The sequence below is a fragment of the Maribacter spongiae genome (assembly GCF_047345125.1).
Classification (GTDB): Bacteria; Bacteroidota; Bacteroidia; order Flavobacteriales; family Flavobacteriaceae; genus Maribacter.
The window spans coordinates 441,816-463,035 of record NZ_JBLFEQ010000002.1; the positions used below are offsets into that span (position 1 = coordinate 441,816).

The 21,220-nt window shown below is 41.1% G+C and carries 15 protein-coding genes, 1 tRNA gene and 1 pseudogene; 8 read left to right on the top strand and 9 right to left on the bottom strand.

Annotated elements, in window-relative coordinates:
- Positions 1-62: 62 nt before the first annotated feature.
- The 3 genes from ACKWB9_RS04555 to ACKWB9_RS04565 form a co-directional block, all read right to left on the bottom strand.
- The gene (locus ACKWB9_RS04555) at positions 63-923 is read right to left on the bottom strand and encodes an MBL fold metallo-hydrolase (protein ID WP_414001811.1); all 861 of its coding nucleotides are present in this window, start codon (positions 921-923) and stop codon (positions 63-65) included.
- An 89-nt stretch (positions 924-1,012) separates the two neighbouring features.
- Entirely contained in the window at positions 1,013-3,220 is a 2,208-nt protein-coding gene (locus ACKWB9_RS04560) for a SulP family inorganic anion transporter (RefSeq protein ID WP_414001812.1), read from the bottom strand.
- A complete protein-coding gene (locus tag ACKWB9_RS04565) occupies positions 3,217-4,080 on the bottom strand; it encodes a universal stress protein (protein ID WP_414001813.1) in 864 nt (287 codons plus the stop codon). Before ACKWB9_RS04565 ends, ACKWB9_RS04560 begins: the two co-directional genes overlap by 4 nt.
- Positions 4,081-4,203: 123 nt before the next feature.
- Here ACKWB9_RS04565 and ACKWB9_RS04570 point away from each other — a divergent pair, with 123 nt between their 5' ends.
- Positions 4,204-6,045, top strand: a complete 1,842-nt coding sequence (locus ACKWB9_RS04570) for a cation:proton antiporter (protein WP_414001814.1) — start codon at positions 4,204-4,206, stop codon at positions 6,043-6,045.
- An 8-nt stretch (positions 6,046-6,053) separates the two neighbouring features.
- Here the strand turns inward: ACKWB9_RS04570 and ACKWB9_RS04575 are convergent, their stop codons facing one another.
- Together ACKWB9_RS04575 and lepA are read right to left on the bottom strand one after the other, a co-directional pair.
- A complete protein-coding gene (locus tag ACKWB9_RS04575; protein WP_414001815.1) occupies positions 6,054-6,287 on the bottom strand; it encodes a GTP-binding protein LepA in 234 nt (77 codons plus the stop codon).
- 32 nt (positions 6,288-6,319) lie between these two features.
- Positions 6,320-8,116, bottom strand: a complete 1,797-nt coding sequence (gene lepA, locus ACKWB9_RS04580; RefSeq protein WP_414001816.1) for a translation elongation factor 4 — start codon at positions 8,114-8,116, stop codon at positions 6,320-6,322.
- Between the two features lie 211 nt (positions 8,117-8,327).
- On the opposite strand from lepA, the gene ACKWB9_RS04585 reads away from it, so the two are divergent.
- The 3 genes from ACKWB9_RS04585 (at position 8,328) to dusB (ending at position 14,437) form a co-directional block, all read left to right on the top strand.
- A complete protein-coding gene (locus ACKWB9_RS04585; protein WP_414001817.1) occupies positions 8,328-10,739 on the top strand; it encodes an outer membrane beta-barrel family protein in 2,412 nt (803 codons plus the stop codon).
- Between the two features lie 100 nt (positions 10,740-10,839).
- Entirely contained in the window at positions 10,840-13,245 is a 2,406-nt protein-coding gene (locus ACKWB9_RS04590; protein ID WP_414001818.1) for a TonB-dependent receptor domain-containing protein, read from the top strand.
- A gap of 196 nt (positions 13,246-13,441) precedes the next feature.
- Positions 13,442-14,437, top strand: coding sequence for a tRNA dihydrouridine synthase DusB (gene dusB / locus ACKWB9_RS04595; protein WP_414001819.1), 996 nt, complete (start codon positions 13,442-13,444; stop codon positions 14,435-14,437).
- Between the two features lie 83 nt (positions 14,438-14,520).
- Here dusB and ACKWB9_RS04600 read toward each other — a convergent pair whose 3' ends face one another.
- Complete coding sequence (locus tag ACKWB9_RS04600) at positions 14,521-15,732, bottom strand: ABC transporter permease (protein ID WP_414001820.1); 1,212 nt, start codon at positions 15,730-15,732, stop codon at positions 14,521-14,523.
- 3 nt (positions 15,733-15,735) lie between these two features.
- Positions 15,736-16,128, bottom strand: coding sequence for a 30S ribosome-binding factor RbfA (rbfA, locus tag ACKWB9_RS04605; protein ID WP_414001821.1), 393 nt, complete (start codon positions 16,126-16,128; stop codon positions 15,736-15,738).
- A gap of 66 nt (positions 16,129-16,194) precedes the next feature.
- Here rbfA and mce point away from each other — a divergent pair, with 66 nt between their 5' ends.
- The 3 genes and pseudogenes from mce to ACKWB9_RS04620 all read left to right on the top strand — a co-directional run.
- On the top strand, positions 16,195-16,608 hold the full coding sequence (mce, locus tag ACKWB9_RS04610) for a methylmalonyl-CoA epimerase (RefSeq protein WP_414001822.1): 414 nt from the start codon (positions 16,195-16,197) through the stop codon (positions 16,606-16,608).
- Between the two features lie 105 nt (positions 16,609-16,713).
- Positions 16,714-16,787: transfer RNA gene (locus ACKWB9_RS04615), tRNA-Ile, on the top strand.
- A 290-nt stretch (positions 16,788-17,077) separates the two neighbouring features.
- Positions 17,078-17,128: pseudogene (locus tag ACKWB9_RS04620) on the top strand (hypothetical protein); the annotation flags it as partial.
- Positions 17,129-17,131: 3 nt separating this feature from the next.
- On the opposite strand, the gene ACKWB9_RS04625 reads toward ACKWB9_RS04620, so the two are convergent.
- Entirely contained in the window at positions 17,132-17,587 is a 456-nt protein-coding gene (locus ACKWB9_RS04625) for an IS110 family transposase (protein WP_414001823.1), read from the bottom strand.
- Between the two features lie 760 nt (positions 17,588-18,347).
- Here ACKWB9_RS04625 and ACKWB9_RS04630 point away from each other — a divergent pair.
- On the top strand, positions 18,348-19,862 hold the full coding sequence (locus tag ACKWB9_RS04630; protein WP_414001824.1) for a DUF5018 domain-containing protein: 1,515 nt from the start codon (positions 18,348-18,350) through the stop codon (positions 19,860-19,862).
- Positions 19,863-19,874: 12 nt separating this feature from the next.
- Here the strand turns inward: ACKWB9_RS04630 and ACKWB9_RS04635 are convergent, their stop codons facing one another.
- Positions 19,875-21,158, bottom strand: a complete 1,284-nt coding sequence (locus ACKWB9_RS04635) for a Kelch repeat-containing protein (RefSeq protein WP_414001825.1) — start codon at positions 21,156-21,158, stop codon at positions 19,875-19,877.
- Positions 21,159-21,220 lie beyond the last annotated feature (62 nt).

The window sequence follows — 21,220 nt, forward strand, 5'->3', positions numbered from 1 at the left end:
TTTATTAAAGTTAATGTAAGTGTTTATTTTTATTAAAATGATTTAAATAACAAAGCATGATTTTAATTAAAGACCTCATCAAAGGTGAAAACCCGGTCTAATCGGACTCCTTTTTCCGTGTATTTTAAAGTGCACAATTGATTGTGCGCATCGTGTTCAAAAAACAAATAATAATCATTTTCCACTGCCTCGTTTAAAAACAGCTCTTTTTCTTCCAAAGTTAACAAAGGCCTGGTATCATATCCTATAACATAGGCTAAGGGTATATGACCTACGGTCGGGATCAGATCGGCGACATATACAATGGTCTTGCCTTTATAATGCAACTGGGGCAACATCTGTTTCTCGGTATGGCCATCTGTAAAACGAATGTCAAAACCCAATTCGGATACATTCAATATTGACCTGTCTTTTCTGTCTATAAACTTTAATTGTCCGCTTTCTTCCATGGGGAGCAGGTTTTCTTTGAGAAAAGAAGCTTTTTCACGGGCGTTAGGTTCCGTAGCCCATTTCCAATGGTTTTCATTGGTCCAAAAAATGGCATTTTTAAAGGAGGGTTCATAACCCGTCCTGTCCTTGTTCCACTGAATGCTTCCCCCACAATGGTCAAAATGGAGATGTGTCATAAAAATATCGGTAATATCGTCTTTATGGAACCCCAATGTTTTTAGGGAACTGTCCAAAGTAAAATCTCCCCAACGATGGTAATAGCTAAAAAATTTTTCGGATTGTTTATTGCCCAGCCCAGTATCTACAAGGATGAGCCTGTTTCCGTCTTCTATCAGGAGGCTTCTTGCAGCAATGTCTATACGGTTGTTGGAATCCGCCGGATTGGTCCTTTGCCAAAGGGTTTTAGGGACTACCCCGAACATTGCGCCGCCATCCAATTTAAAATTACCAGTCTCTACCGGATATAAAGTCATCTAAGTCAAGATAAAGACGTGCAAAGTAAGAAAACCGTGACGCAAATGACCGTTCCTTTGCTGTTTTTTAACAGTTTGCTCCTCCTTTTTTAGACCAGGAGGCGGGTCAACTGTTTGCCGAAGTAGATCATGGCCTTTATTTCCTGAACACTGAGCAACCTTTCTTTTTTTAATATGAAGAGAGAGGAACCGTTGGATTCCACATGATAATATGGATTGCTTTCCAAGAAAAGAATAAGCTCATCCGTAAACAGCTGTTGTATTTTTTGCGGATGTTCCCCACTTAGAAAAAACCGTTTATTAAAATCGGGGTGATTTTCTATATGGATTTCCCTGAACCCTGCCAGATTATAAATAAAATGCAATAGCCCCTCTTTGTCCAAAGTAAAAACGGGGATGGGCCGTTCAAGGTTAATATGTAGCACCGTTGCCTTTACTACTTCTCGGGCAATAAACGCCCCTTCCGTAAATTCCACATCAAAAAGGCTCAGCCGTTTTTCCCCTCCGCAAAGGGTGTTATAGACATAAGGTATCTGTCTGGTCCTGAAAAAGATAAAATCCTTTAGAAATTTGGTCTTTTTATTCTTGTTAGGGGTGTATGACCATTTAAACTCCTTGGCCATTGCCTTTAATAGCGTCTGCCTTTTCGTGAAGTATTTTTCAACCGGCCTTATTTTGGATAAGGGCAGAATTTTTCTGATGGCAAATGGATGTTTGGAATCGGCCTCATGTTTGTCCAGGCCGATAACCTCTATGCTCCCATTTTTGTTGTTGAAGTTTTCCGTATAATTTTCCACTCCTTCCATTACCGTGTGGTCCACAAAATTGCACAAGGAAAAATCCAGCACAACGTGTTCGTTTTCCGGAATTACGTCCAATTTGTTTTTTAGTTTATAAAAATTGAGAAAGCTGCAAAAGTACTTCACGCTTATATAGTAATTGCCGCCATCTTTTTCCTGGAACATTAAAATATTGGGCTTGGCGAGGTGGCTTATAAAAAGTGAAATGCTTCTGTTCAAAAGAACATGGATAACAAAGGTGGTCAATATCCCTATACTTATTCCCGTAATAAGGTTGGTGAAGAGCGTAGTTAAAAGGGTAGCCAAAAAAATAAGAATCTGTTCTTTTCCGATGCGGGCTATTTTGCCAATAGTTTTCGGTGTGGCCAACTTATATCCCGTATAGACCAGGATAGCGGCCAGGGCGGCCAGGGGAATCTTGCGCAACTGGCCTTGAAACACGAGGACAAAAGCGATCAAGAACACGGCGTGGAAAAAATTGGCGGACCTGTTGGTCGCACCGTTATTTACATTGACCGAACTTCTGGCAATGACCGTTACCACATTTAAGCCGCCTAAAAGACCGCTCAGACCGGTTGCGAACCCAAGGGCCTTCAAGTCTTTGTTTACATTGGACCGTCTGTTTTCGGGATCCAATTTATCGACTGCCTTAATACTCAGTAATGATTCTATACTGGCTATCAACGTAATCGCAAATACGGTTATGATAAAATTGGTTTCCAAAATCTTGGAGAAATCGGGAAAGGCCAGATTGGACAATACACCTTTGGGAATGGAAACCAAAAATTGGGTTTGCAGGGGGTAGGGCAAATTCAACCAAACGAAGATATAGCTAAGCCCAACGGATAAAATTAAAATCCACATCGGGGCAGGAATCAACTGAAAGTATTTATTCCTGATCTTGGAATAAAAGACCATGATAAAAAGTGCCGTTACCCCTATACCCGCGGCCACCAGTTCTTCTATATCCGCTATTTGAAAGAGTTCTGTGATTCCACTGGGAATCTGTACCAAAAGTGAAATAATGGAACCGTGCTCATTATTGTGGCCGATCATAATATGAAATTGCTTGGCCAGGATACCAAGACCAATGGCGGCCAACATTCCTTCTATAGCGGAGGCCGGAAAAAAATCGGCCAATCGGCCCATTTTTAGAAAACCGAGCAGAATCATTAGAATACCCGAGCATACGATAGCGGCTAGCGTAATAAGATATCCTTGGTATAAATCCCCACCTCCCAGACTGGTTATGGCTCCCAATAGTACGATTACCAATCCATTTCCAGGGCCCGTAATGGTCACATTGGAACCCCCTAGGAGCGCAACCACAATTCCACCTACCACGGCGGCTATTATTCCCGAAATAGGGGGCGCTTCACTGGCAAGGGCAAGGCCCAGACCCAAAGGCAATGCAATTAAGGAGACTACAAATCCCGAAAAAATATTTTTGGGAAGGGATTTTATAAAACTTTTTTTGTAATCGGTCTTGGCGTTCAATTTCTTTTTCTAACAATTAATAGATCCGTTGGCAGATCGGATAGGATATACTCAATATCATGAGGAAATATACGATCTAACAAGCCTGTTTTTAATGGGGCGTTCATGACCAACAGGTCTGCCCGTACAACCTTTGCATAATGGCCTATGGAATATCCGCGCCTGCCAAAAATACTTTGGGTCTTTACCAAGAGCTTTCCCCTGAGCTGCTCGGGAAAGGAGGCCATAATTTTTTTCACCCTGGAATCTTCGCGGAGTTTTAAACGCTCTTTGATTATGGTCGCTTTTTTTAAGGAACGATCGTCCTCTACGGATACATGCACTTCTTTCTGCCTGATTTCTTCGACTATGGTCAATTGTTGTGCTCCCAGCGCATTGGACAAATGCAAGGCCCTTTCGATGGCCAAAGGAGTGTCCGGCGCGTCCAAACCGTTGACCACGACCTGTTTACAGGGGATACGTTCGGCAGAAGGTTTGATCAACAAAAGGACGGAGCAAGGTACTTTACGGGTCAGTTTTCGTGCTATGGACCCCACGTAGAACTGGAACATATTCTCATGTTGTAACGCTCCTAATATCAACAGATCGATCTGTAAAGAACCGCAGGCTTCCCGGATCACGGTTTCGGGCTTTCCGGATTCCCAATGTATTTCTATGGGAACATCGGGGTATTCGATACGGGAAAGGATCTGGTTTATTTTAGATAGTTTTTCTTCCGTTTTTTCACCTACATGAAGCAAGATTAGTTTGGAATCCAAAAAATGGGCAAAACGGGTCACCTCAAGAATATTCACGCCAAGGGAGGGGGAGAAGGCAAACCCGAACAAAAGGGTTTTAAATGGGTTGGATATTGGTTGCATTCAAATAAGTTCGGTGCCAAGATAATACTTTTCTTGTTTTACGTTGAGGGTTTTAAAAGCGATATGAACATTTTGTTGTTCACCCGTAATGTTTAATTGTTATTTTTAACCAAAATAAGATCAATGCTCGAATTATCGGGAATCATCATTCTTGGAATCATTGCCCAATGGGTGGCATGGCGCTTAAAGTTACCGGCCATTCTGCCACTTATTCTTATCGGGCTATTGGTAGGCCCCCTTGCTACACTTTATACCGAGGACGGTACAAAGTTGATAGAACCTGTTTGGGATGGTGAAAAAGGGCTGTTTCCCGGAGAGGGGCTATATTATTTTGTTTCCTTGGCCATAAGTATTATTCTTTTTGAGGGAGGGCTTACATTAAAACGTTCCGAAATACGGAACGTAGGCCCCGTAATCACCAAATTGATTACCCTGGGCAGTCTGGTTACTTTTTTTGCAGGGGCCCTTGCAGCACATTTTATTTTTGAGCTCAGTTGGCAGGTTTCCTTTTTGTTCTCCGCTTTGATCATTGTTACTGGACCCACGGTGATTACCCCAATTTTAAGGAATATACCGTTAAAAAAGGATGTTTCCGCAATTCTAAAATGGGAAGGAATCTTAATAGATCCCATTGGGGCTTTGGCCGCGGTATTGGTATATGAGTTTATAAGCGTAGGAGAAGGGCAGGCCTATACTGTAACGGCACTTATTGAATTTGCAAAAATATTGCTCTTTGGATCCACTTTCGGATTCACTTTTGCGCATGCGTTGGCTTTTGCCATTAAAAAGAATTTTATACCCCATTATCTGTTGAATGTAGTATCCTTGTCCGTGGTATTGTTGGTTTTTGTGGAATCCGATGTCTTTGCCCACGAGTCCGGGCTTTTGGCCGTTGTGGTTATGGGAATGGTCTTGGGCAATATGGATTTGCCCAACATTAAGGAACTCCTTTATTTTAAGGAATCCCTTAGTGTGCTTTTGATATCGATTCTTTTTATTCTTTTGGCCGCTAACATCAACATTGCCGACCTAGAGCTTATTTATAATTGGAAAACGGCCCTGTTATTTGCAACGATTGTTTTTTTAATTCGGCCGTTGGGGGTCTTTTTAAGTGCCGCAGGGTCTAATTTAAAACTTAATGAAAGACTGTTCATTAGCTGGGTAGGACCCAGAGGTATCGTTGCTGCGGGGATAGCGTCACTCTTCGGTTCCAAACTATTGATCAAGGGAGAGGCCGGTGCGGAATATATTACGCCCTTGGTCTTTATGATCGTATTGGGGACGGTATTGTTGAATGCGACTACGGCCAGGCTTTTTGCCAAAATGGCGGGTGTGTTCCTTAAAAAATCCGAAGGGATCCTTATTGTAGGGGCTTCCAGGGTTTCTAGGCTTATTGCCGATTATCTGCATAAAAATAATCGGCATGTTGTATTGATAGATAATAACGAGACCAATGTGAACAAAGCAAAGAAGTTGGGATTGGAGGCGTTCTCGGCAAACATCTATTCAGATGTTCTTACGGATCATATTGAATTGAACGATGTGGGCTTCTTAATGGCGTTAACGGGAAATTCGGACATCAACAAATATGCTATCGCTAAATTTCAAAAGCAATTTGGGGAGAATGGTTCATTTCGTTTGGTGGATTCCGATGAGATGAACGATCCGGAAAACAATCCCAAAGAAGGCCTTTTTTCACATACCGATGATTTTATAAAGTTGACGGAAGCATCCAGAAAATACCCTTCAATAAATGAAATTGTTTTAAAGGATGCCCAACATTATGAAAGCCTTATCGAAATTACCAGGACGGATGCCAACATTGTTCCCTTGTTCCTAAAGTATCCTGATGACGAGATTCAGATTATTTCGGCCTTCAATAAGACCTTCACCAATATACCGGAGGGATACAAATTGGTTTATTTGGGCAAAACATTTCCCATAGAAGACGACGACCTGGATTAAAGGTCCCGTTATCCCGAAAAAGGTTTGGTTTTCCGTACGGTTACTGCAATATCTTCTGGAAGGACCTCGTAATTGTCCCCTGCGACCAAACTGAAAAAATGAATTGCGGATTCCCGAACAATTTTCTCCTCTAAAAGCCTGGTGTCTATTTCCCCGCTTTCTTGTCGCCATGTAAAAATAGCGTGTTGTTCCAATTGGATGATACGGTGTTTAGCTGAAAACTGAGCAATGTAAGTTGTCATCTTTAGAGGGGGATTTAGAGGACAAAAATAAATTAATCATTAAGTTTTAATACGGCCATAAAGGCTTGTTGGGGTATTTCAACATTACCTACCTGCCGCATTCGTTTCTTTCCTTTTTTCTGTTTTTCCAATAGCTTTCGCTTTCGGGAAATATCCCCGCCGTAACATTTGGCGGTGACATCTTTACGCAGTGCTTTAATGGTTTCCCGGGAAATGATCTTGGAACCGATAGCGGCCTGTATGGGAATGTCAAATTGCTGTCTGGGGATCAACTCTTTGAGCTTTTCGCACATTTTCTTTCCTATAGTGGTAGCGTTGTCAAAATGTATCAAGGCAGATAATGCATCTACCGGTTGTGCGTTCAATAAAATATCTACCCGCACTAATTTTGAAGCACGCATGCCAATTGGGGCATAATCAAAAGAGGCATATCCTTTGGATACCGTTTTTAAGCGATCGTAAAAATCAAATACAATTTCGGCCAAGGGCATATCAAAATTCAACTCTACGCGCTCCGTGGTAAGGTAGGTCTGATTGGTAATCTGCCCCCTTTTTTCAATACAGAGCGACATTACATTACCAACAAAATCCGATTTTGTAATAATGGTCGCCTTTATGTACGGCTCTTCCACACGATCAATGGTCGATGGGTCGGGAAGATCGCTCGGATTGTTTACGATCAGGGGATTATCCGGATCTTTACGCGTATAGGCATAGTAGCTTACGTTGGGAACGGTAGTGATGACCGTCATGTCAAATTCACGTTCCAAACGTTCCTGGATAATCTCCATATGCAACATTCCCAGAAAGCCGCAGCGAAAACCGAATCCGAGTGCCGCACTGCTCTCGGCGGTAAACACTAAAGAAGCATCGTTTAACTGTAGTTTTTCCATGGAGGAGCGCAACTCCTCAAAATCCTCGGTATCTACGGGATAAATTCCGGCAAAGACCATAGGTTTTACATCCTCGAAACCGGAGATGGCATTTTGGGTCGGGTTTTCGGCATCGGTGACCGTATCTCCCACTTTAACCTCACGGGCATCTTTAATACCGGTGATCAAATAACCCACATCACCTGCACTTATGGTTTTCTGTGGATGTTGTTTAAGTTTTAAAGTACCTATTTCATCTGCAAAATAACTTTTGTCGGTAGCAACAAATTTAATCTTTTGCCCTTTTTTAATGGAGCCGTTCACTACTCGAAAATAAGTTTCCACACCTCTAAAAGGATTATATACCGAGTCAAAGACCAAGGCTTGTAAAGGTTCATCGGGATTTCCTTCCGGTGCCGGAATACGTTCTATAATGGCCTCCAATATGGCTTCAATACCAATACCGGTCTTGGCACTTGCCGGGATTACCTCATCTGGCTTGCATCCCAAAAGGTCTACAATGTCATCCGTCACTTCTTCGGGATTGGCACTGGGCAGATCTACTTTGTTCAGCACAGGAATAATCTCCAAGTCGTTCTCCAGGGCCAGATACAGATTGGAAATGGTCTGTGCCTGTATACTTTGTGCGGCATCTACTATAAGCAGTGCGCCCTCACATGCTGCAATAGATCTGGAGACCTCGTAGGAAAAATCCACATGCCCGGGTGTGTCTATAAGGTTTAGTGTATATTGTTCGCCTTTATAATTGTATTCCATTTGGATGGCATGGCTCTTAATGGTAATGCCGCGCTCCCGCTCCAGGTCCATGTTGTCCAGTAACTGCTCTTTTTTCTCCCTTTCGGTAACAGCGCCCGTAAAATCCAAAAGCCGATCGGCCAAAGTACTTTTACCATGGTCTATATGGGCAATGATGCAAAAATTCCGAATATTTTTCATAGCAACAGGGACAAATGATGTTCCACAAACGACACTCCTATATAAAGAGCGTAAAAAGCAATTGCAAATATAGACTAATTTATAGCGTAATTTAAAGTAGGCCGGACTAAAATAAGGCACGGGCAAACTGCTATGAAAAACACATGGACTAAGGGAATTAACCATAAAACAGTATTATTTTGTTAGATTTGAAGCCTAACCCAAACATGAAGTGAAACCGGTACTTTTTTTTATAATGCTTGCTTTTGGTATGCTTCAAAATGTATGCGGACAGTCTTTTGAACTTTCGGGAGTGGTTAGGGACGGGAATAATGAGGGCGTTCCCTTTGCTTCGGTATTTCTTTTGGACATTGAGGATTCTACTTTGGTCAAAGGAACTTCGGCGGACGAAAAAGGGTTGTTTTTAATTAAGGATATTGCCCCGGACCTCTATTTTTTACGGGCAAGTTATGTGGGCCGTAGCTCAAAGGTCCTTGCTTTGGATATTTCTGGCGATATTAAAATAGGAGCGGTGATAATCTCACAAGGTCCTCAACAGCTGAACGAAGTAACGGTCGTGGCCAATAAGCCGCAGGTAGAGCGTAAAGTAGACCGCTTGGTATTTAATGTAGAGCGGACCGTACTCTCCCAGGGAAGCTCGTGGGATATTTTAAAACAGACCCCTGGGGTTATTGCCATGCAAGATGAACTGCAAATTAGAAACCGGGCGGCAACGGTGTACATTAATGATCGCAAAGTGCAATTGTCCAATGAAGAAATCCGGAGTCTTTTGGAGAATTATCAAGGAGCGAATATAAAATCCGTGGAAGTCATCAATAACCCTCCTGCAAAATATGATGCGGAAGGGGGTGCCGTACTCAATATTATAACGAGCAGGAATATTTCCTTGGGCTATAAGGGAAATATAAATGCGAACATTACACAGGGTATTTTCCCAAAGTTCAATTTTGGCACTTCACATTTTTATAAAACGAAGAAACTTAACATTAATGCGAGTTACGCCTTTGCACCAAAAAAAGAATTTAAGGATTTACGGAGCACGATCAATTTTATTGATGATACAGGAGTTTTTTCAAGGTGGAATACCAATTATGACCAAACGGGAAGATCCAGGAACCATAGTGGAAATGTAGTATTGGACTATGAATTTGATGATCGTAATGAACTTAACCTGACCTCCAACATCCAATTCTCCCCTTATAGAAGGGAAAGCAATTTTCAGGATACCGAGATATTGGGCAGAACGGGAGTTCGTGATTCGACATTTACTACGGCCAGTTTTTTTGACCAAACAAAGAACAATATTTCCGGGGATTTAACCTTTAAACATCATTTTAAGGAAAGCGGCAAATTAAGCCTTAACGGTCACTATACCTATTTTGATCTAACAAGGGCCCAGAACGCTCAATCCGATTATTTCCGACCTGATGGAGCCTTTATTAGGGACTTTAGCTTTTTTACGGATGCTACTCAGGATATTGAAATTATTACGACACAGTTGGATTATACCGATTTATTGGGAACGGTGGGCCTGGAAACGGGAGTTAAAGGTTCTTTCATCAATGCTGTAAGCCGACTGGATTATTTTACATTGAACGACAACATTCAAACTTTAGTACCCCAGCTTTCAGACAATTATATCTATGATGAAAATGTATATGCCGGTTATTTTAGCCTGAACGGGGATTGGGAGAAATGGAGCATCAAGGCCGGGTTAAGAGGGGAATATACGCAGAGTTCGGGAACGTCGATCAATCTGGCCACTATCAATGATCTGGAGTATTTTGAGCTGTTCCCCACATTTTATCTATTGCATACCGTTAATGAGGGCCATAGCTTTGCTTTTGACTATTCACGGAAACTTAAAAGACCCAGATATGAGGATTTAAATCCGTTCAGGACCTTTATTAATGAAAATAATTTTGTTGAGGGCAATCCCAACCTGCTTCCTGCCTTCAGCAATAATTTTAATTTGAACTATACGCTGAAACAAGAGTTCTTTTTTGACCTTTATTATCGGGATAATGGCAATTACATAAGCACGCTTTCTTTTCAGGACAATGAAAACCGGATTTTAAGGGATATTACCCAGAATGTTTTGGAAAGCACCTCTTATGGGCTTGATTTCAATTATGGAAAATCCATAAGCAACAATTGGTACCTCTATAGTTATATCTCCATATTCCATGAGGACGAAACTTTTTTGGCTTTGGAAAGCAATAATGTTCAAGTAACCAATAATGTGGATGGCGTGTATCTGGACCTGACCAATTATTTGACATTGTCCAAAGATGGCAGTTTTAAGGGCGAACTAGGGTTTACCTACCTGTCCGGGTTTTTACAAGGCTCCTATAAACAGGCGGAAACCACCAATCTGACTATAGGGTTCCGCAAGTCCTTTTGGGATAGAAGGGCCCTTTTCAGTATTTCCGCGAACGATATATTGGGCAAGGCAAATGGCCGGGTCACATCTAGGTATTTGAATCAGGACAATAGCTACCTGATTGTTCCCGAAACACAATATGTCCGGTTTGGCTTCACTTATAATTTTGGAAACTTTAGGCTTGCAGACAATAAAAGGGAAATTGACAAAACCGAAAGAAATCGCCTAAACCCGGAATGACCTGTGGGGCCGTTTGACCTTCCATGGGCATAAAGTATTTATCTTTCGTAAGATATTTCCGAATAACTTCGTTATATTTAGGGCTTTCCAAAGCTAATTCATGAAGAGGGATTTTTGGTCATTTATAAGTATCGTGTTTTTGTTTTCCCTCGTAAGTGCACAGGATTTTAGTATAACCGGCAGCGTTTTGGACAGTGATCAAAAGCCATTGATATTTGCCAATGTTCTTTTGCGTAATTCGGATTCCGTCTTGATAAAGGGGGCGGCTACGGATGATAACGGTCATTTTGTACTGCACAACATTGAAAAGGGAAATTACCTGTTGTCCGCAAGTTATATTGAAAATACTTCCGAAATAAAAGCTATTCAAATTAATGCCGATGTAGACATAGGGTCCTTGATCATTATCCCAAAAGCCCAAGAATTGGAGGAAGTTACGGTAACCTATCAGAAACCTACGTTGGAACAAAAAGTAGATCGCCTGGTCTTTACCATTAAAAATACCGCATTGTCCGATAGCGATATATGGAATGTTCTAAAACGCACTCCCGGAATAGTTGTGGTTAAGGATCAACTTACGATCAAAGGGAGTTCCAATATTGGTGTCATGATCAATGGAAGATTGGTGAACATTCCGCAAAGCGATATCATTAATCTTTTATCGGGCAGTTCCGCCAGCAGCGTGGAGGCGATCGAAGTAATTACCAATCCGCCCGCCAAATATAGCGCGGAAGGAGGGCTATTGGTCAATATTAAAATGAAGAACAATCTAATAGCGGGCTATCGCGGTTCTGTTTATAACAGGTATGTGCAAGGTGTTCTTCCAAAACATACATTGGGAACGGACCATTTTTTTAAGGGAAAAAATACCGACTTTTCCCTGGCCTATAATTTTAGGAACAGCAAGAACATAAGCCGTTATACGGATATTACAAACTTCTTTGAGAACGGAACCATAAATGAAAAGTGGACGGCGGAGCAAAAGGCCTTGACCAGAAGGGAAAGGCATAATGTAAGAGCATTTTTTGATTACACACCGAATGAAAGAAATACCATTAGCCTATCTACCATCAATGCGTTTATACCATCCGTAAACCGATTTTACGATTCCGAAACCCGTATTACCGACTTGAACGGAAATTTAAATTCCAGCTTTGAAACAGTTAACGATTCCGACTATCATTTGAACAATATATCCCTTTATCTGGACTGGGTCCACAAATTGAAAAAAAAGGGAGCGAAAATTGCCTTTAATACTCATTTTACGTACTATGATTATGAACGCACACAGGATTTAAGGACCGATTTCTTTGATACAAACGGCAGTTTGACCGGCGAGAATGATTTCATGACCTTTTCAGGGCAAAAAACGGGACTTTTTAGCATTCAGTTAGATTATACGACCCCTATTGGTGAATCTTCGAAATTGGAGACGGGCCTAAGATATGCCGCCATCAATTCCGAGAATAAGATTACTCAGGAGGGTTTTGATAGAAATCAGCCCGAGATAGACCCAACGGAGGCGGGTATTTTTTTATATGATGAGGACATCTCCGCCGCCTATATTAGTTTGAACGGCAATTGGGACAACTGGAAGTTAAAACTGGGGCTTAGGGCAGAATACACGGAAACTATAGGGGATTTGGACACGGCACCCAATGTTACAAAAAATTCCTATCTGGAGTTCTTCCCTTCTTTTTCGTTAAGACATCAATTGGGAAAGAAACATAGCATAGGCCTAAACTATTATCGGAGGATTACGAGACCACGGTATAATCGTTTAAATCCTTTTCAATATTTTCAAACGAACAACTCCGTAGTAGAGGGCAATCCTGATCTGTTGCCCTCTACCAATAACTATGTTTCCTTAGGATACACCTATGATAAAAGTTATACGGTCGAGATTTTCTATGGCGGGCGAAAAAATCAATACCTGCAGCAGGTGTTTCAGGATAATACATCTAACTTTTTACGTTTTATAAGTACAAATCTGGGGCTTAATACCAGTTACGGAGCCGATTTTATATGGAACAAACGCCTGGCCGACTATTGGGATACTTTTTTACTATTGAGCTATTTCTATGAGAAAAACGGGTTTACCGATCTGGATACCGGAACCCGGCTTTCCAATGATGTTTGGACCGGACATATACGAGGCACCAATAGTTTTACACTATTAAGGGATAAATCTCTTTTTGCGGACCTGACCTTTACTTATTTTTCCCCGACCGTAAACGGGAACTCCAGGCAAGAATCCTATAATGAATTGGGATTGGCCTTAAGAAAGACGTTGTGGAACAAAAAAGCAAGCATATCCTTGGCTTTTGAAGATATTTTTAACCAAGGGACTCTCTTTAATACCCGGCGTTATCTTAATCAGGATAATACCTCGTCCTTTAGGCCGGAGAATCGGTTAGTGGTTTTAAGTTTTCGGCATACGTTCGGGAATACGAAAATTAAAAACAACAAAAAACAACGAAAAGTGGAAGAGCGTAAGCGTATTTGAGATTTGTTTAAGTAGTTTTTCGCTTGCCCGAAAAGGCTCCTTAATACCTTGGTTTCCCTTTTTTTCTTTACATAGTCCGATTGTATAATTCAAAAAAGGCATCGATTTAGAACGACAAAACCCTATTAAAAGACAAGGTACTCCAAAATGGGGCCTTCCTATTTAACAACTTATGGATTAGTCGTAAATTTGTCCCATGCCCAAAATTGGAGATATACAACTACCTGATTTTCCGCTTTTGCTCGCTCCTATGGAGGATGTGAGCGACCCTCCTTTTCGTGCCCTGTGCAAGGAACAAGGTGCGGATGTGGTGTATACGGAATTTATCTCTTCCGAGGGCCTTATAAGGGATGCGGCAAAGAGTGTCATGAAGTTGGATATCTATGAGAAGGAAAGACCGGTGGGCATACAGATTTTTGGGGCAAATTTGGACAGCATGCTTCGATCCGTGGAAATTGTTGAAAAATCCAAACCGGATATCATAGACATCAATTTTGGCTGTCCGGTAAAAAAAGTAGTTTCAAAAGGTGCCGGGGCGGGGATACTTAAGGATATAGATTTAATGGTTTCCTTAACGGATGCCATGGTAAAACATACCCAATTGCCCGTTACGGTAAAGACTAGATTGGGTTGGGACGAGGATTCCATTAAAATTGTCGAAGTTGCGGAGCGCTTACAGGATGTTGGCTGTAAGGCCATAGCCATACACGGTAGGACCCGGGCCCAGATGTATAAAGGGCATGCCAATTGGGTGCCTATAGCCAAGGTGAAGAACAACCCCAGGATGCATATCCCCGTTTTTGGCAATGGCGATGTGGACAGCCCGGAGGCCGCCCTGAAAATGCGGGACGAATATGGATTGGACGGTGCCATGATCGGTCGTGCGAGTATTGGATACCCATGGTTTTTCAGGGAAGTAAAGCACTATTTTAAAACCCGGGACCGTTTGGAACCACCCACCATGACAGAACGTGTTGAGGCCGCAAGAAGACATTTACGGATGGCCATTGATTGGAAAGGTGAAAAGTTGGGCGTGTTCGAGACACGAAGACATTATACCAATTATTTTAAAGGAATCCCCAACTTTAAGGAGTATCGCATGAAAATGGTAACAAGCGATGAGTCCGTAGATGTATTTGCTGCTTTTGATGAGGTTTTGGAGAAATTTGCCGATTACGAGTTTATAACGTGATAAACCGTTTGCACGAATCAAGGAACTCCCGTCTTTAGGAATACGCTTACAAACGTAATTTATCAAAATACGATTACTTATTATTAAGCAGTTATCAACTTTTTATTGATCCTGCTACTTGCAATTTTTGATGCAATTGCCCCAAGCACCAATATAGTGGCCAATACTACGACAACATTTGAGATTTTATATTCTACGGGATAAGCCAGGGAGGGAGTTATTTTGAGCCACCCGAAAGCCATTTGGGACCAAATTAAAAGCGAGCTGATGAGAAGTCCGATACTTCCGCCCAACCCAGTGACCAAAAGGCCCTGCACAAAATAAATACGACGTAATTCCCTTATGGTCGTTCCAAAGCTATATAGTGTTTTTGAATTTTGTTGTTTGTCCAATATCATCATAATAATGGCACCCACCACGTTGAACAGTGCAATGATCAACACCAAAGTAAAAATAAGATAGGTGGCCACGTTTTCAGTATTCAACATTTTGTACAAAGAGCTATAGAGTTCCTGCCTGTTTTTAAGTTGAACCGAGGAACCTAGGATAGCGGTAATTTTATTTCGTAGATCCATTGGATTCCACCCCTCTTCTATTTTAAAATTGATACCGGAAATTTGAGTTTCATTCTTCTCCAATAACGCCTGTACCAAGGGCAAGGAGGCAAAAACATACGTATCGTCTAAATCCGCTTCTACGGAGTACACACCGCTAATCACCATGGGCAGGCGGTTGTAAAGTGAGCTTGAATTCAGGCCTTGCGAGGAAATGGAACCTTTGCCCGGTTTAAAGGCATAGATTTGGATGGGACTTCTAAAATCATTGGGCGTAACCCCCAGGATATTGGCTATCCCAATACCCGAAACCACCTGCTGTTCATTTATGGTCCAATCACCAAAATAGATCGTACTATCCACTTGGGTTACCTTTCTATAATTGGAATCGATGCCCTTAATAAAGGCGATATGGTTCTTGCCCTTGTGTTCCAAGGCTACTTTTTCCTCTATTTCTTTGGAATAATAGGCCAGGCCGTTTAGGCTGTGCAACCTTTCTTCTTGTTTTGGTGTTATTGAAAAATATTTCCCTACGACCGGCAATGCCTTAAGCTCCGGGTCAAAGGAATTGGTAAAGGAGAGACTGAATGTTTTTAACCCCGCAAAGCCGGACAGTACGATAAAAAGTGCGGCCGATCCTATAACGATGACCAAAAAAGTAATGAAATTAATAATGTTTACAGCGTTCTGGGAGCTTTTGGAACGCACATATCTTTTGGCGATATATAGGGGAAAGTTCAAAAATCAGGATTTTTTTCTTCTTTCTAGGAGCGCTCTGTTTTCTATTGGGTTTTCATCGCCTTTTAAGGATTTTTCTATCCCATCGATATAATCCAGGGAATCGTCCAAATAGAAAAGCAATTCGGGAACCCTTCGCAATTGGTTCCTTGTTCGTTGGGCCAACTCATGTTTGATCAACGGTTGGTTAGACTTTATGCCTTCCAAAAGTTCTGATGCCCCGTCCGTAGGGAAGATACTCACATATACCTTGGCTATGGACAGGTCCGTAGTTACCGAAACTTTGGAAACTGAAATCAAAGTACCCTTTAGCCCACCATCGATCGCCGCTTTTTGTAGAATGTCCACAATATCCTTTTGGATTACCCCTCCAATTTTACGTTGTCTTTGCGTTTCCATAGGGCAAAAGTACGTAGAATAATATATCTTCGAAGGAATAAAGGGCAATATGGAAAGAAACAGACCATGAGGAAAATTGAACATTTGGGCATAGCGGTTAAAAACCTTGAAACATCCAATGAATTATTTGAAAAATTGTTGGGCTCAGCACCCTATAAAGAAGAGGAAGTGGTTTCCGAAGGGGTAAAGACCTCTTTTTTTAAGAACGGCCCCAACAAAATTGAACTGTTGGAATCTATAACTACGGACGGCCCTATTGCCAAGTTCTTGGAGAAAAAGGGCGAGGGTGTACACCATGTCGCTTTTGAAGTGGAGGATATTGTTAAAGAGATCGCAAGGCTAAAATCCGAAGGATTTGCCATTTTAAACGAAACCCCAAAAAAAGGGGCGGATAATAAATGGGTGGCGTTCGTACACCCAAAAACATCCAATGGAGTGCTTGTGGAACTCTGTCAGGAAATTACTTCCCAAGACTTGTAAAAAGGGATAAACTATAGGTTTATGGACTAAATATTTTGCGTAACTAGGGTTTAAATTGCTTGCTACGTAGAAAAATAAATGGTAATATTGCATCCGCAATTTGCAGGTCCTATAGCTCAGCTGGTTAGAGCACCTGACTCATAATCAGGGGGTCCATGGTTCGAGCCCATGTGGGACCACTTGGAAATCACAAAACTTCCCTAATAGCCTGAAAATGAACTGTTTTCAGGCTTTTTCATTTTTATTGGTTTCATATAAAACCATATGAAATCAACCGTTCTGGTGAGTGATTCGGTGAGTACTTTTTTATTCGCAAAAATGCTGCCCAAACTATGTTAAAGAATTGATATTCAATTTTTTGCTCGGATTTGCAATTAATATTAATAATCCAAAAAGCACAGTTATGGAGGCAAAAAATACATTTTCCATCCTTTTTTACCCAAAAACCAGTGATTCCGACAAGAACGGAATGTCCCCTCTTTTCCTTCGAATCACGGTAGATTCCAAGAGGGCCGAGTTCAGTTTAAAAAGAAAAGTGGATTCCAAGGACTGGTGCCCAAATTTGGGCAAGATCAAAGATGCGGTCAAGTTCCGCATCCGCCTTGATGATGGATGCCATTTCCCCGTCAATGGCATCGATCTGTCTGGGGAGTTCCCTGACCATCCTTTCTTGGATCTTGAACAATAATTTGAAGTCCTTCTGGGCAAGTACCCTTTTCTGTTCCTTGAGACTGGTCTTGTAGCCCGCTCTTTGCTTTATGAGCCGTTCGCAGAGGGAGAGCAGTTTCTTCAGTTTCCTTATCCGTTTCGACGGGGCCTTGGACAAAGTGATCTCGTCCCTCAGCCTGTGGGCATAGAGTGCTATCTTGGCCGCATCTATCCAGTCATCCTTTCCCCGGGTAATGCCCAGTGACCTCTTGATTTCAAGTCCCGGCACCATGGCATAGGGAACCTGCTCCTTGGAAAGGTGTTCCGACAATCATTCGGAGTAAAGCCCTGTGTACTCAAGGACGAACAAGATATGTTCGTTGGGGAATTCACTGTTGCCATAGGCTCATTGGACCAGGAGGGAAAATCCATTTTTTGAATTCTCGAAAGTGGCCCTGTGCTTGTTGGAGTGGATGTGGGCATCAAGGGTCGCCTTGCTCACATCGATGCCGATGGTCTCTTTGATTTCCATAACTTTATAGTGTTTTAATGGTTACGTTGACTAAAACCTTTAGCAGGTAGATCCTAAAATTCTATTTGGTCCTTGTAACCGGGTTAAGAGGGAATGGGGATTAATACTTACCATGGGCCGTCAGCCCAATTTGGGACAAGTTCACCCCATTCCCTTTTTATAAAGACCAAAGTTATCCACAAAAATGGGAGTTGTGGGTCTCCCCCGGACCTCCTCTTTTCAACATCATCAAACATGATTATTTTATTGGTTTTTATATGGAAGCTAATCTAAAGATTTGGGACGCTTGCAGTGCGAAACCAGGTTTCGCTCGCCCTATTAAACAATGGGAAAGTGCCTGTTGACCATAAATATTGTTTTATTTTATTATGCCAAAGCATCATGTTATTAAGCGAAACCGGATGAATAATACTCTTTAATAAATCAATTAGACCAAAAAAGAAAACATAAGAGCCAATAGATTGCATAGTATTGTTGTAATATTGTTTCTTTGATACTTCAGATTGCAGCCTATATAAAAATGGTATTTTACCTACAAACTTATTTTTATTGCCAACTCATGAAAAAAATTGCCTATTTCTTAGTCCTGATTACGATGATTGCCTGTTCTTCCTCTTCTTCGGAGGAACCGCTTCAAACGGGTAATTCGATTACATCGTTTCAAATGGAAATTAACGGGGAAGTTGTTTCTGGTCAAATAAACCAAACGAATAACACAATTACACTAAATGTAACGGACGCCAATTTATCATCTGTGACCCCAGGATTATCAATTTCAGTAGGAGCTGCAATAAATCCAGCTGCAAGTACCCCTAGGAACTTTAATCAAGAAGTGCAATATACAGTAACCGCTGAAGATGGAACTAGAAGAATATATACCGTTGTAGTCAACAATAGAATTTTGAGCACAGAAAATTCTATAACCTTATTTGAATTACCAATAAATGGAGAAACAATAAGTGGAAATATCAATCAAGATGACAATACAATAACATTTGATTTAGTAGGGGCCGATGTATCTTCATTAATCCCGACGATAACAATTTCGGACAGTGCCTCCATAAGCCCGGGTACTAGTTCTGCACAAAACTTCGATGACAATGTTTCATATACTGTGACTGCGGAAAATGGTGATGAAAGAACATATCAGGTTGTTGTAAATAACAGACCACTTAATGCTGAAAATGAAATATTGAGCTTTGTTGTTGGAATAAACGGAGAGTCTATAGAAGCTCGCCTGGATTCAGATTTAAAGGAAATTGCTTTTGAAACAGGCTCATTCAATATTTCCAGATTGATTCCTGAGATTACCGTCTCAGAATATGCCACGATTTCTCCGGCTTCCGGTGAGGCTGTTGATTTTACAGTTCCAGTTACCTATACGGTTACAGCGGAGAATGGAGAAACTAAACAGTATATTGTTAAAATCAATCAAGCTTATAGTATAAAACCATTCGGATCTTGGGGGTTTAATAATCAAGCAAATGCGTTATTGGTATATCCTCGTGCCAAAATTGGCGTGTCGATTGCCTTTTTGAATCCTTCATTACCTGGTGCTCAAGTATATCTTAACGACGGCATCAACAAAATAGCTTTATCTAATTTATCAGTTGAAATGTATGAGAATCAAAGAGTTATATACTATCAAATGACTACGGTAATACCAGATAATACATTAACAAGTAAAACCTATAAACTGACTTATGAGTTTGATGACTTGATTGTGGAATCAGATATTTTTGTTGATGTTTTAGCTGAGGGAGCACCTAAAATAAATTCGATTAATCAAGATTTGTATCGTCCTGGCGATACGTTGATAGTTACTGGAGAGAACTTAACACCTGTGATAGTGGTACCCTCAAATGGGAGTCAATACATTTTTAATCCTGCGGGCAACATTGACACTGAACTGAATGCTGAAAAAACGGAATATCGTTTGATATTAGAAAGCCAAACTTTTACATTTGCGTACAGAGCATTCTTCTTTTATTCAGGAGATACAAGAGAGGTTATTTTCACCAATTTGGAGGAGCGAAGATTAGGCGAGCAAATAACCATCAACGTTGAAAGATGATATATTGGGGCCTTACGGCTGAATGGCCCAAATCTCGCTGTTACGTCCAGAGGTATTACCTCCAATGATTAGAATTTGATTATTATATTGAACGCTTGTATGTGATGACCTACTTCTAAAAATTTCATCGGAAGGCACAAGGTAAATTTCATCAATCCAATTAATACCATCCTTACTAGACCATATATCACTTTTTCTATGACCACTAATAATCCATATTGAACCATCATACACAATACTGGAGTGACCCCAGCGAGGTGAAAAATCTGCATCCACGGTCTCTATTTCCCAATTTACACCGTCACTACTGGACCAAACATCGTTTAAGTCACCGAATCCGCTTCCTTGATTGGCATTGAGCCCTCCAATAACAAACATCTTATCGTCAAATACAATGGTTGTATGGCTACGTCTGCTAGGAAAACCAGGGTCATCGGTTTCCATAACCCAATTAATACCATCTTCAGTTGACCATATATCTTTGAATTCGAACAAATTATCTTGTCCTCCAATCAGCCACATTTTATTGTTAAAAACTGTCAAAGTGTGATTATACCTTTCTTCAAAGGAAGCTGATAGGTTCTCTTGTGTCCAGTTTACCCCATCAATACTGGACCACACATCGTTCAATGGATTTCCAAAATTATCAATACCGCCTACAATCCACATTCTATCTTTGAAAACAACACTTGCATGATTTCCTCTTGAAGTAAAATCCGCGTTGTTCGTCTCTTTTGTCCAATTAATGCCATTTTCACTGGTCCATACATCATTAGCCAATTCAAATTGATCTACCCCGCCAATTATCCAAATACGATTATCAAAGTATACCGAAGAATGTGCTTCCCTGCCGTCAAATTCTGCATCAGAAGTTAGTTGGGAAAGAATTAGACCCCTGGTTGTAAAGCTATGTACTTCACTGCTGGTGGCAAGTCCTTCGGAATCAGAGGCAATTACCTGCCAGGAATAGATAGTGTTTCTTGGAAGTGTTGTTTCATAGAGAAAGGATGTTTCCGTGAGATTTTCGGTCAATAGCGTTGAAGGTGTTTCATGCCCTTCTCCAAAAAACAAACTATAGGTTACGCTATCTCCATCAGGATCGATTGCTTCTTCCCAACTAAATTCAGGGTTGACCAATTCCACATTTTCCATTTGATTTTCAAATGACAGAAGATTGAAATTTCCTGGGGTGCTGTTGGGCGGAGGGGTTTCTTCATTTTCGGTATCATCACCATCTTCTTCGTCTTCATTATCCATTAATTCATCCATGGACTCATTGTTGGTATCAATTTCCATATTTTGGGAATCACCTTTGCTACATGAAATTAACATAAGCATACAACAAAATAAAGTAACCG